This window comes from Syntrophaceticus schinkii, assembly GCF_000946815.1.
Lineage (GTDB): Bacteria > Bacillota > DSM-12270 > Thermacetogeniales > Thermacetogeniaceae > Syntrophaceticus > Syntrophaceticus schinkii.
Genome location: NZ_CDRZ01000239.1, coordinates 16,819 through 29,225, shown reverse-complemented (window position 1 = coordinate 29,225; position 12,407 = coordinate 16,819). Strand labels below are relative to the sequence as shown.

10 protein-coding genes are annotated in these 12,407 nt (G+C 49.9%); 9 read left to right on the top strand and 1 reads right to left on the bottom strand.

Annotated elements, in window-relative coordinates:
- Nucleotides 1–221: 221 nt before the first annotated feature.
- Both SSCH_RS09350 and SSCH_RS09345 read left to right on the top strand, forming a co-directional pair.
- Complete coding sequence (locus SSCH_RS09350; RefSeq protein WP_044665227.1) at nucleotides 222–959, top strand: DUF6063 family protein; 738 nt, start codon at nucleotides 222–224, stop codon at nucleotides 957–959.
- Entirely contained in the window at nucleotides 946–5,409 is a 4,464-nt protein-coding gene (locus SSCH_RS09345) for a hypothetical protein (protein ID WP_044665226.1), read from the top strand. Before SSCH_RS09350 ends, SSCH_RS09345 begins: the two co-directional genes overlap by 14 nt.
- An 87-nt stretch (nucleotides 5,410–5,496) precedes the next feature.
- Here the strand turns inward: SSCH_RS09345 and SSCH_RS09340 are convergent, their stop codons facing one another.
- Nucleotides 5,497–5,898, bottom strand: a complete 402-nt coding sequence (locus SSCH_RS09340; protein ID WP_052835519.1) for a PH domain-containing protein — start codon at nucleotides 5,896–5,898, stop codon at nucleotides 5,497–5,499.
- A gap of 343 nt (nucleotides 5,899–6,241) precedes the next feature.
- Between SSCH_RS09340 and SSCH_RS09335 the strand changes: the two genes are divergently transcribed.
- The 7 genes from SSCH_RS09335 (at nucleotide 6,242) to SSCH_RS09305 (ending at nucleotide 12,231) form a co-directional block, all read left to right on the top strand.
- Nucleotides 6,242–6,925, top strand: a complete 684-nt coding sequence (locus SSCH_RS09335) for a response regulator transcription factor (RefSeq protein ID WP_044665225.1) — start codon at nucleotides 6,242–6,244, stop codon at nucleotides 6,923–6,925.
- Nucleotides 6,922–8,151 (top strand): sensor histidine kinase, encoded by a 1,230-nt coding sequence (locus SSCH_RS09330; RefSeq protein WP_052835518.1) that lies wholly within the window; start codon nucleotides 6,922–6,924, stop codon nucleotides 8,149–8,151. The genes SSCH_RS09335 and SSCH_RS09330 overlap by 4 nt, the downstream gene beginning before the upstream one ends.
- 94 nt (nucleotides 8,152–8,245) lie before the next feature.
- Nucleotides 8,246–9,523, top strand: coding sequence for a molybdopterin-containing oxidoreductase family protein (locus SSCH_RS09325; protein ID WP_198142349.1), 1,278 nt, complete (start codon nucleotides 8,246–8,248; stop codon nucleotides 9,521–9,523).
- Between the two features lie 26 nt (nucleotides 9,524–9,549).
- Nucleotides 9,550–9,990 (top strand): molybdopterin dinucleotide binding domain-containing protein, encoded by a 441-nt coding sequence (locus SSCH_RS09320; protein ID WP_156972213.1) that lies wholly within the window; start codon nucleotides 9,550–9,552, stop codon nucleotides 9,988–9,990.
- Complete coding sequence (locus SSCH_RS09315; protein WP_044665222.1) at nucleotides 9,990–10,544, top strand: 4Fe-4S dicluster domain-containing protein; 555 nt, start codon at nucleotides 9,990–9,992, stop codon at nucleotides 10,542–10,544. Before SSCH_RS09320 ends, SSCH_RS09315 begins: the two co-directional genes overlap by 1 nt.
- Nucleotides 10,545–10,546: 2 nt before the next feature.
- Nucleotides 10,547–11,518, top strand: a complete 972-nt coding sequence (locus SSCH_RS09310) for a dimethyl sulfoxide reductase anchor subunit family protein (RefSeq protein ID WP_044665221.1) — start codon at nucleotides 10,547–10,549, stop codon at nucleotides 11,516–11,518.
- A gap of 389 nt (nucleotides 11,519–11,907) precedes the next feature.
- The gene (locus SSCH_RS09305; RefSeq protein WP_044665246.1) at nucleotides 11,908–12,231 is read left to right on the top strand and encodes an ArsR/SmtB family transcription factor; all 324 of its coding nucleotides are present in this window, start codon (nucleotides 11,908–11,910) and stop codon (nucleotides 12,229–12,231) included.
- The last annotated feature ends 176 nt before the right edge of the window (nucleotides 12,232–12,407 follow it).

Sequence of the window (12,407 nt, the reverse complement as noted above, 5' to 3'; positions counted from 1 at the left end):
GTGGTACTGGCAGATGATGAAAGCTTCATGCCGAAGTTATGTAATGTTGCGGTGCCGGCGGAGAGCGGATTTAGGAGTTTTCCGACAGCCGACATTTGGCTTACCGCATCCGTTTTTTGTATAGGCCAAAGTCATACAATGTTGCGGAACCAGCGGAAATGGCCTCCGGTAATTTCCGACCTCTGGCTTCCGACATCCGTTTTCCCAGGAGGCAAAGTGTAATGAACTATAAGAGCAGCACAGTGGAAACAGCCCTCTTGCTGCTGCGGGAGTTGTTGACACACCCGGTTGTGAACAAAGAAAACAACTCAGGCCTGCTCATGCGGATCCAGCTGGATCCCGAAGTATGGGGGCTCTGGCAGGAGGTTATGGAGCCGACTTTTGGTGTCACACTGCTGAAAGCCGGTGATCAATACTACCTCTCCACCGGGATTGAAGAAAGCATTTTCAGCTATACCAATGCTGAACTGAGAACCAGCCTGGGGGTGAGGGACAATACTGAGCTTTACACCTGCTCCTTTATTGTGCTCACACTGCTGGCGGTCTTTTTTAACAGTGATGACACAACAGGCCCCTCCATGGATTATATTACTTTAACTGACCTGGAGCGTCAGGTTACACAAAACTTCGAAACCCTGGCTAAAAGAGAGGATATCGAAGAGCTGGAGAACCGCTCCAGGGTCAACCTTGCTGAGCCGGCGCGATTCTGGCTGGACCTCTCGGTCAAGAAGCCGGGGGCGGTACATGACAAAAGAACCATCTCTCGCTGGGGTTACCTTTTAAAGACCCTGGACTTTTTGGAAGAGCACCGGCTGGTGCGGGTGATTCAGGAGCGCCAGGTTTTTCCGCAGCAGCGCCTCAGCAGTATGGTTGCTCACTACTATAATCACAGGGATCACAAGAATATGATTCTGGAATTGATCATGGAACACGGGGGTGAAGAGGATGCCGCGGATTAGCCGTGTGCGTCTGCACAACATCCGTTACGGCAAGGAGAGGAGGGTGCTGGACAACCTCATTTTTGACCTGCGGGGGAGGTCCAGCCTGCTTATCCTGGAAAATGGGGGTGGCAAGACACTGATCCTGCAGCTCATCTCCCAGGTGGTCTGTCCCAATGCCCCCCTGGGCAAAAGGCGCCTGGCCACATTGGTGCGCAGCAACCCTTTTACCGGCCATGTGCTGGTGGAATGGCAGCTTGATGCGGACACCCCGGCCTATATCTTGACGGGTTTCTGCTTTGCGGAAAACACCGGGAGCGCCAACCGCGATATGGACTACTTCAACTATCTCAGTGCCTGGGAGTACAGCCGGCCTCATTCCTGGGACCTGGAATCACTCCCATTGGTGGACGAAGACGGGCGCACACTGAACTATCGTGAACTCCAGGAGAGGCTGCGCAGTTCAGGGCAGTTCCGCATTTTTAGTTCTGACCGGCGGCGGGAATACCAGAGGGATCTGCGAACCTATAACATCAATCCCGAGGAGTGGGAGCGCGTCCTGGAGACCAACTCAGATGAGGGAGGAGTGGGCAAGTTCTTTGAATACTGCAGCAAGACACGCTCCCTTTTGGAGAAGCTTTTCATCCCGGCCATCGACGACATACTGGGGCGCGGCAGCAGCGGTACTGAAGATGACCTGACCCGCAGCTTCCAGCAGGCCTCCGCTGAGCTGATGCACCTTCCGGAGTTTCAGTCCCATATGCAGTCCCTCAATAAGCTGGGGGAGCGGATTGGGGTGATGCAGGAGGCGCTTTCCGGTGTAAAGGGTGCTGCAGGAGAGGTTGAGGCAGCCAGAACTGCCCGCCAGTCTCTTTTCAATACTCTGGTCAGGGGTCTTCCCAGGCTGGCGGATGAACAGAGGGAGCTAGCGGAAAGGCTGCAGAAAAACCAGGATAGAGTGAGGGAGATCCAGTACCTGCTTGCTTCAGTAAAATGCGAAACCCTCAGGCGCAGCCTGGATGCCTTACAAAATGAATTGAATAAAAAGGAGAGGGAAAAGGATGCAGCCCGCCGCTGCCTGGAAGATACTGAAGGGAATTATAACAGGCTGAAGGCCTGGCGCTTCTGTGAAAGCTGGCTGGAAAAAGATCATCTCCTCAAACAAGAGGAAGCCGCCCAGCAAAGGCTGCTTCAGGGGCACGAATCGGTGGCCAAAGAGATCGACTCCCTTGGGCTTCAGCTGTGGCCGCTGCTTTGTACGGTGGGGCGGGAAGTTGAGGCCCAGACAACTGCAGAGGAGAAGCAGCTAGATGTCTTACAGCAGGAAATGAGAAAGGCTTCGGATGCCGAACGTGAGTTAAACGAGAAAATGCAGTCAAATTTATACCGGCAGACGCGGCTTGAAGTGAAGAGCGAAGGGTTTGCCAAAAGGCGCACTGAACTGGCAGGTTCACTGCATGATGTGGGTATAGAAACAGATCTGTCATCACCGGAAAAGGCGGAAGGCCTGCTAAATGATGCACTCAAGGGCCTGGAAAGGAAAATTGAAGAGCTGGCAGAAGCCATTCGGAAATCCAACAGCCGGCTCGATGAATGCTCCACCCAGATCAATATACTTTCCGGACGGAAGGGGGAGCTGGACAAGGGGCGGAAAGACCTATTGATGGCAAGAGAAAGGTGGCAAGAGGATGTGGACCGGCTGCGGGAACTGCTGGCTCTGGCAGGTTTGGAGTGGCTTTTCTCTCCCGAGGACTTCGCCGCTCTGCAGGGGGAACTGGAGGTGTGCAGGCAGCAGAGCCAGCAGTCTTTGGTGGACTTGGAATTGCAGATGAACCGCCTTCAAGAGCGGCAGAGCCTCCTCGGCGGAGAGGCGGGGGCCGTTCCCAACAATGATATTCTGCTCTTAAAGGATACACTGAGCAGCCAGGGTGTGGATACCATTACCGGTGCCTTGTTTTTACGAAACCTGCCTGGCAGCGAGGAACGGAAACAACTGATCAGGCGCTACCCCTGGCTCCCCTATGCACTGATCGCCGAACAGGGGCAGCTGCAGCGCATTATAAGGCGCTCTCCGGAATTAAGGGTTGATTTGAGTGCAGCGGTTCCTGTGGCAGCCCGCAGCAGCATCGAACTGTCACCTGAGGAGCAGGCAAATGATGCCCTCCTCTGCTTTTTCCACAACCAGGGGATGGAGCCCTTTGTTATACCGGAGAGGCTTGATGACATCCTTTACCGGCTGGAAGAGCAACTGGAACAGCTTAAAGAGAAGCGAAAGGACGAAGAGGGTAGAAACGAGCAGATTCGGCGTGCATCCATTGTGCTGGCCAATCTGCTGACCAACTACGAATACCAGACTGCTGAAGAGTGGGAACAGCGGCTTAAAGATGCAGAAAACGCTCTTCAAGGAGTGTGTGATGACCTGGAGGCCGCAAAGGAACAAGAACGGCGTATTAAGGAGCAACTGGAGATTGCGCGTACCGAAAAAAGCAAGGCAGACCAGCACCTGATTGAGCTCCGCAATTTTAGGAAACCCCTTGAAAAATACCGCTTGGAGTTCCAGGAGGAAGATGCCCGAAAAGCCGAAATGGTGAGGCTTCAGCAGACCCTGACAGCGATGGAGGCAGAGCTTGAGCTTTGTAAAACCAGGAAAGAGAAGTTGGACAGGGAGATTAAGGACCTGCAAGAGCAGAACAGGGCAACTCTTGATAAATTGAACAGGCTGGAAAAAGACAATAAAGATTTTTACCCATCCACCTGGGATTACCCGGAAGAGCTTATACCTAAGGGGGTATCCTGGGAGGATTACAGAGAAACAGCAGAGAACCTGAGGGCGAGAAAAGAATCCCTGAATCGGGAGGTTGCCAGCCTTAAAGATGTGGATAGGCTGATTACTGGATACAAGAAGGACCTGGAAGACCTCCAGGGATACATCAAGGGTACAGGGCTTGATTTTGCAGAAGTGAAAAACTCCTACCGCCCGGTACGCAAGCAGGAGTTGGACGTCTGTGGCCGCGAGGTAAAGGCCTATCAAGATGCCTTCCAAAAGGCTGACAAAGCCTTCCGTAGTGCTGAGGTGCTTACAGGAAAGGAAGAAGGTGCCTGGGAAATCGAGTGCAGCAATGTTGTGGATAGGCACCGGCATGAACCCGCAGAACTGAAGGGTATTGACCTGGAAGGCTACAGCAAGAAGTTGAATGAAGAAAAAGAAGAAGTCAGCGGAAGGATTGTAAAACAGGGTGAAAAGTTGGACTTGCTCGGTCGGCTGCAGCAGGAGTACCGGATTCAGGTTGAGGACTTGACAGCGGTCGGCCTTGAGCTGACAGATGACCCCGGCTGGGAGACAGAGAGAGAATTAAAGGAGCTAACATGTGATGCCGGGGCACCGCGCCGCGCAATAAGAAGGGAAATGGAGGCAGTAGATAAGGCCTTACAAAGATTGGCTGAAAGTCATGACGCATGGCACCAGGTGGTGGATTCCTGCCGGCAGGAGCTGGAGGTGCTCAACAACCTGGACATCAGACATCTATTCAAACAGCTCAAAGACAGAACCATGGTGGAGGGCTGGGAAAAGGATGCCCTTTCAGTACAAGAAAGCCTCTGCCATGTGGGGCGGGTGATCTCCAAATCCCAGGAGGAGCTGGAGCGGCGCTTAAAAGACCTGGATAGAATAAAGGAAGAAATCGCGGAACGCGCCTACAGCCATGTGGATAATATTCTGGAACAGCTGAAAACACTGCAGAGGATGTCCCGGGTAGAACTTCGGGGCAGCAGCATTCCGCTGATGGAGATCGATCTGCGCCCTCCCAACGAAGATGAGGGGAAGGAACTGGTGCGCAGCTATCTTGCGGATGTGATCGCAAGTGCTGTTCAGCGCAGACAGGAGGGGGAAAGCGAAGACGATCTGCAGCAGTACCTGGAGGGGGCGGTGCGCTCCGCAGCTCTGGTGGAACAGCTGGTACCCCTTGATGGGATCAAACTCACTGTGCTCAAACCCCGCGCAGATGACCAGCCCTATCAGAGTTCAGATTATGACCGCTGGGAAAACCTGACCTTCTGGTCCGGGGCACAGAAGTATATCGGGCGCTTTGCGGTTTTTGTAGCATTGATGGCTTACTTGCGCGAAAAGAGAAAGAAGGAGCAGCGGGAGCAGCGCACCAGCGTGATCATCGCCGACAACCCCTTCGGAGAGGCCTCCAGCGGGCACATCCTGGAAATCCTCAAAGCCTTGACACAGCAGGCGGGAGTACAGCTCTTCTGTGTTACAGCACACCGCCAGACAGGCATCATGAAAGACTTCCCGGTGATCTACAGCCTGGTGTCCAGGCCCACCCTCAGCGGCCAGCAGCGCATGGTCATCGATCCCGAAAAAATACCCGCACCAGGAGCCATGGAAGCCGCCCGCGGCATGATCAACGATACCGATAACCCATCCTGGAAGATGGATATCGATGGGCAGTTGAAGCTGTTTTAGAATTGGGGTCAGGCTTGAGTAATTTACTTACTGCAAGTAGCTATATCCAGACGCGTCCCCCTGGCGAGCAGCGCTAACTAATAAGATTTATAACCCCAGGAATTCCGTTTCCGGGCATCTCTGTTTCAGTTCGTTGATAAATTTATGAGTATCAAGAGGGGAGATAAACACGGTACCGTAACCGTATTTGATTTCCAGCCGGTCAAAAGAGAGTGCGGCACTGGACCAGAGAGTTCTGGTGCGCTTGACCCTTTGAATTTCGCATAAGGGTATTTTTTCAAGGAATGGCCCGTACTTGATCTCCAGTGATGTTTCTGCAATCGTATAAACGGTTCCAAACCAGAGTGAGCCGACAAATGCCGTTAAAGGGATGACAACCACTAATGCAGGCCAGATGGTACGGTTCTGGATAACAAGGCATATGGCATATAGTGTGGGTCCCCAGATGAGAATCCCAAACCAGAAATCTTTTTTAGGCCTGAAAGACATCTCACTTTCCCCCCTCCCCAGAAGGAAGTCCCCAAAACAGATGACGATAATTCCCATTTCAAATTATACTATTATCGCGCCCGAAGCACCAGGGTGGCGGTATGATTAAGTATTATTGATGCTGACGGGGCTTGTTACAGCAAAAGCCCGGTAAACCGGCGGAGTGATGCAGCAAAACCCCGGTAAACCGGCGGAGTGATGCAGCAAAACCCCGGTATGCCGGCCGGTTTACTAGTATAATAGAAGTGCAACATAACAGGAATTCAGAAACATGCCGAACACAAATCACTCTCCCGAAAAGCTGTGGTCACACCAAGCCTGATTATGAATAGGAGTTTTCAATATGAAAAAAATCCTGTTGGTAGAGGATGAAGAGAATATCCTTTTTGCAGTCAAGCGATATTTAGAAAACACAGGCTATGTGGTTTTTCCGGCTGCGACATTGTCAGAGGCAAAGGCATGTTTTCAGGAAGATTTAGATTTGGTTCTCTTGGATCTGAACTTGCCGGATGGAGACGGCTTTGTATTTCTTGACTTTGTTCGAGAGAAATGTTCAATACCTGTTATTTGTTTAACGGTTAGGGACAGCGACAGGGATGTTATCCGCGGATTAGAATCCGGAGCAGATGACTATATCGCCAAGCCCTTCAAATTGCCGGTGCTGAAAGCGAGAATGGAGACAGTTCTACGCCGGGCGAAGAAGGACCCGAAACTTCAGAGCGTTTTGCAAAGTGAGGGTGTCATCCTGGATAAGAATTTGAAAAAGGCTTTTATTGATGGGCGAGAGGATGAGCTAAGCCGGAAGGAATTCCAGCTCCTGTGTCTTTTTATGGAAAATCCGGGCCGAACGCTGACCAGAGAGCTTATAATCGACATTGTTTGGGGTCTTGATTCAGACTTTGTGTATGATAATACTCTGTCTGTTAATATCCGGCGACTCAGAAATAGGCTAGGGCCCTACAGAAACAAAATCCAGACGGTTCGCGGCATTGGCTATCGCTGGAATGAAGGAGAGATCTCCCGATGAGAAAAGCCATTGTTAAAGGTGTTATCATCTTTGTCGCCTTGTTTTTGCTTTTGTCTCTGGCTACAAAATTTGCTCTCGACGAAGGAGAGAATGCCCTCAGCCTTTTTGCCGGAGCGGCTTTAAGCAATTCAGTCAAAGATAAGTCCATAGATAGGCCGGCTGCGGCTGAGGAAGATTTGGCAGTTCTCTTAAAAGAGAGGCCTGATGAACTGATAACCGATGGAACAAAGTTTTTGCACGACTATGGCTATTTGCCTGACACCGGTTATATAAACCGGTATAAGCTGACATGGATGAATGTGGCATTGGCTTTTGTTGCAGGGCTGCTTTCATTTTTCTGGAATGTCAGAGAAGAGAAGAGCCTTGAAATAGATATACTTGAACTCTCTGATTATCTTGGGGCTTTGCACCGGGGTGAGGATCAACTGGTCTTGCGCGATGATCTCTTTGGGCAGCTGAGAGATGACCTTTATAAGACGGTTCTGATTCTGCGCGAATCCCGAGAGAACGCTTTGACTGATCGCACACTCCTGAAAAGAAATATTGAGGATATCACCCACCAGATCAAAACACCCCTGACCACAATTCAGCTCTTGCTGGACTTAATTCAGCAGGATGAAGCCAATCAGGCAGAGTATATTGCGCGTCTTGATGCAGAGATCAATCGCCTGAACAGGCTGACCTCCGACTTATTGAAGCTTTCTTCGCTCGATGCCGGTGCTATTATCTTTCGCAGCGAATGCTTTAGCGCTGAGAGCATGATCTATGAAGCGATTCAACCGATTGAAAGTTTGATACATAAAAAGCAGGTCGAGCTGAGATTGACCGGTCAGGATTACGAGGTCAAAGGGGATCGCTCGTGGCTTATGGAGGCAATTTTGAATCTGGTGAAAAATGCTGTCGAGGCTGTTGAAGAAAAGGGCATTGTAGAGATCCGGCTTTCAGAAAATGATATTTACCGGAGCATCGCCATTCAGGATAATGGCCCTGGCATTTCAGCAGAAGATTTAAGGCATATTTTCGACCGCTTTTTCAAGAGCCAAAATGCTCAAAAAGAAAGCTTCGGCATTGGCTTGTCCATGGCAAAATCAATTGTTGAGGGGCATGGCGGCAGTCTTGAGGTGGAAAGCAAAAACTCCGGCAGTTGTTTTGAAATCAGGCTTTATTATCAGCTTGCAGCCCCCCGGCCCCGGGTGAGGCCGGGGGAAGTAACAAAGTTGCTTTGAGTCTATCGGTTTTCTGCGTGGCCAGGCATCGGGATGGGCATTCCAATATCTTATGCTCCAACGCTTCTGCAATGCTTTCGGTGTAGTACCGGGAATGGGAACATCCGAGTGTTTTGCTCCGAGAGTAATTGGGGAGGTAGCTACTTACGGGGGTATTCCCCTCTACAGTGATTATGAAAATGCCAGGCTGCTGATATACTGGGGCAGACAGCCGGCCTTCTCTGCCGCGCCGCTGTTACGTAAAATCTTTGATGTGCGCGACCGCGGCGGTAAAATAATCGTTATCGATCCTCTTCAGTTTCATCTGGGAGCCAGAGCTGACCAATTTATCTTTATTGAACCCGGCACTGATTTAGCCCTGGCACTGGCCATGCTGACGGTTATTGTAGAAGATGACCTCTGGGATCACGAATTTGTCAATCAACACACTAATGACCCGGGACTGCGGCAACTCCGCCAGCATCTAAATGGCGGAAATCGAGATGGTGTGACCTATTCGCCCCAATGGGCGGAGAAGATTACAGGGATACCGGCCGAGGTCATCCGTAATCTGGCTCGGGAGTATGCCACCACAGCGGGGGCCTGCATTATAGTCGGACATGGTATTGAAGGCAAAATCAATGTGACACAAACAGCACGGGCAATTGCTCTTTTGAGAGTGGTTACAGGGCATATTGACCAAAAGGGCTGTGATGTGTTGGTCGATGGTTCACCAAACTTTAACCCCAAGTTTTTCTTCAACCATCTCATACAACCGGATTATGTTGAACCGGATGAGTTGCGTCTGTTCGGGCATTCGACTACTTTCACTCCCGATGGCTGCACATACCCGTTGTTGTTTATGATGCAGGGAGTGCATGCTACACCGGATATGCTGCGCGATTTGCGTAACAATACCATCAAAGCCACCTTCATTCAGGGAGGTAACCCCTTGCGCATGCTAGCCAACTCGGAAGGAGTGCGCCAAGCCTTTCTCAATGCAGAACTGAATGTAGTCTGCGAATTGTATCATACTGAGACTACAGCAGTGTCAGATATTGTTCTTCCGACTACCTCATATTTGGAAAGAACAGACCCGGAATGGTTTAAATATGATTATGCTTTGCCCATCGTAAACCTCAGGCGCAAACTGATTCAGATCGGTGAGTGCAAGTGTGAAGGCGAGATACTCATTGAACTGGCACAGAAGTTGGGGTTACAAGAATATTTCCCTTCCACTGATATAAGTTATTACATCGACGAATTGTTCGCCAGAGAAAAGTTTAGCTATAAGGATCTGGAAGAAAGCGAAAACGGCATTCCTTTTGGGTCTATAATGTTCAACAAACTGGTCGTCGGTTTGGGGTCGGAAATTTGCCGGGGGGAAAGGTGAACATAGTATCCGTCATTCTGGAATCCATGGGATTTGATGGTTTGCCGGTCTATTACGAGGGTTCCGAAAACCGCAGGAGCAAACCCGAACTCGCACGTGAATATCCGCTTAATGCTCTAACCGGGCGGGCTGGGCCGGTGTATGTTCATTCCGAAATGCGCACTATTCCCTGGCTGCGCGAAATAGTTCCTGAATCCTTTTTACTGATTAATCCGCGAAAAGCAAACGAACTGGGCATCAAAAACAATGACTTGGTCTTGGTCGAATCACCTCGCGGTTCAATTAAATTAAAAGCACACCTGACGGAAACCATTGCTCCGACATCAGTGTATGTACCCGGAGGATGGGAAGAGGCCAATTATAATGTGCTTGGCATTGAAGATGATATTTGTGCGATCTCCAGCCAGGCTAATTATATGCAGTGTTTATGTCGTGTTAGCCCGATATCGAAAGGGGGAGGAAACTAATGCAACTGGCATTCTTATTTGATCCAACCCGGTGTACCAACTGTTATGCCTGCGAAATCGCCTGTAAACAGGAGAATTCACTGCCTCCTCTGGTGGATGCGCAGCCTGGCAGCACTGGCCCCCGTTGGAGAAGAATAGTTACTCTGGAAGAGGGAGTTTATCCGAATGCCCGAGTGTGGTACATATCTATGTCCTGCATGCACTGCGGAGACCCTGACTGCATAAAATCATGTCCAGCCGGTGCCATCAGTAAGAGAGCAGAAGATGGGATTGTAGTTCGTGATGCCCAAAAGTGTATAGGATGCCGTTTCTGTTCCTGGGCATGTCGCTTTGGCGCCCCGCAATTTGGTACAGACGGTCATATGCAAAAATGCAACTTGTGTCTTGACCTTTTGGAAAAGGGAGAACAGCCTGCCTGTGTTGCGGCATGCACCGGCGGTGCTATTCAGTTTGGCACTGTGGAAGAAATCAGTCAGAAGATCCGCGGCCGGGCAGCTATGCGGCTTGCCGGTGCGTCTGATCCGGAATTTTATTTGCTGCAGCGAGGTGATTAAAGGTGCCGATTCTTTCCCATAGCAAGCCCTGGCAGAAAAGCGCATGCCCAGAGGAAATAATAGGTAAGGGAATCAAGTCTCCATTCTATCACCCAGAAGCGGAGTGGCCTCTGATAATCTATACTGTCTCATTGCAAAGCGCGGCCGGCACTTTGATCTGGGGCTTGCTATGGCTAAGTTTCTGGCGGATAGAGTCAGAAGCCTTCTACATGGTAACGTTTGTATTAGGGGTTGTGGGTATCTTAGGAGCCACCAGGCATCTTGCCTCTCCCCTGCGTGCTCCCCGGGCTATCCTGAACTGGCGTAGTTCCAGGCTGTCCCGGGAAAACATCTTAACCAGTGTCTTTTTGGGTTTAGTGCTGCTGGCCGGCGGGGTCGACTTGCTGCCATTAATAATAGATCAGGAGATGACCATTCTCCCATTAGCAGGTAATGCCATAAGAATACTAGCGGGCTTAACCGGGGTAACTTTGGTGGGAGCCATGAGCATGATCTATCTGGTTCCCACCAGACCGGTATGGAACCACTGCGATACACTGTTTAGCTTTTATACCGGAGCTTTTCAAATTGGTTGGGCCATCTCGGCAGCTATTATGGTTGTGCGATCACCGCTGCTTGAACAGGGAGGAACGATTGTCCTGATTGCCGCCGGACTTGTGTTATTGACCTTGCTGCGTTTGAAGGTTGTTTCCATAGTGATTGACAGGCTCAGCGGCCTCAATTTATACCAGGACCAGCCTTGTAGTTGGCTGAATAACGGAATCCGCAGGACGAGAATCATACTTGCTCTAGCCGGTGGTATTGCAGCACCGTTGACCGGCGCCATTGTTGCGTTTCTACCCTGGACTATCGGGGGGACAATCACGCAGTGGATTTGGATTTTGGCAGTCTTGTTTTTGATAATCGGAGAGGGCATCGACCGCTGGGTTTTTTACAAAGCATCGCCAGCGGTTATTTTTCCGCCCCGTTTCTGAAGATATGGGATCTGCTCAAGGCAGTACATACCGGTCTTTAAAGCAGTGAAAGATAGGGAGCATTTGGATGTTTTATTCCCATCGGTTCATTGCTGATGCCTAGCTTCCTTTATTCTGATTTAGAGATCGACCAAAAAAAAGCGCTGACTAAAAGTCAGCTACCGATTTCTATGGAGAAAGTGGCTATCTAAATTGGCATTCCGCATAACATATAGTCTTCTGTTTATGAACCGCCAGCGTCACAAACTGACTACCGAAGGTATTAAATTCATTCTGAGCAAAATACGAATTTTTTTTTAATAGGGCTTGACAAACAGAGCATAAATATGAGACTTTAAGTATAGACTTATAGTGGAGATGAAGCATCGGTGACAGACCGGCCAGTAAGCATGACAAATGTTTTTAAAGTGCTAGGTGATGAAACGCGGGGGAAAATAATAAAAATGCTTGCCTCAAATGCAAACGAGGTCTTTTGCGTTTCTGATATAGCGCGAAAAATTGGCATTTCCCAACCGGCTGTTTCCCAACATCTAAGAGTTCTCAAGAGTATTGGACTGCTCTACGCGAATCGCAAGGGCTGCAGGGTATTTTACACGATCAACCTCGATGTATTCCAAGAGTATAAAAATAGAATGGATGAGATGTTTAAGAAAGCCTTCAAAAAATGTCCCCACGAATTTTCATGTAATGTATGCCCCCATAATAAGTGTTGATAGTACGGATATTGTGATGCCCACACTATAAGAGTATGCGTATATACTTATAATACAAAAAGGAGTGAGAGCCATGGATTAAATTGGCAATAACCACTATTCAGGCACACAGGAGCAGTTTGTTATGGAGACCGTTATGCCCATCCGGTGGACAGTCTTATTTTGAAACCCCTAAT

Bases quoted from the DNA above. Each gene is read 5' to 3' on its own strand.
- SSCH_RS09320 (WP_156972213.1), top strand. From the start codon at position 9,550: ATGGGATTTGATGGTTTGCCGGTCTATTACGAGGGTTCCGAAAACCGC.
- SSCH_RS09330 (WP_052835518.1), top strand. From the start codon at position 6,922: ATGAGAAAAGCCATTGTTAAAGGTGTTATCATCTTTGTCGCCTTGTTT.
- SSCH_RS09340 (WP_052835519.1), bottom strand. From the start codon at position 5,898: ATGTCTTTCAGGCCTAAAAAAGATTTCTGGTTTGGGATTCTCATCTGG.
- SSCH_RS09325 (WP_198142349.1), top strand. From the start codon at position 8,246: ATGGGAACATCCGAGTGTTTTGCTCCGAGAGTAATTGGGGAGGTAGCT.
- SSCH_RS09350 (WP_044665227.1), top strand. From the start codon at position 222: ATGAACTATAAGAGCAGCACAGTGGAAACAGCCCTCTTGCTGCTGCGG.
- SSCH_RS09305 (WP_044665246.1), top strand. From the start codon at position 11,908: ATGACAAATGTTTTTAAAGTGCTAGGTGATGAAACGCGGGGGAAAATA.
- SSCH_RS09345 (WP_044665226.1), top strand. From the start codon at position 946: ATGCCGCGGATTAGCCGTGTGCGTCTGCACAACATCCGTTACGGCAAG.
- SSCH_RS09335 (WP_044665225.1), top strand. From the start codon at position 6,242: ATGAAAAAAATCCTGTTGGTAGAGGATGAAGAGAATATCCTTTTTGCA.
- SSCH_RS09315 (WP_044665222.1), top strand. From the start codon at position 9,990: ATGCAACTGGCATTCTTATTTGATCCAACCCGGTGTACCAACTGTTAT.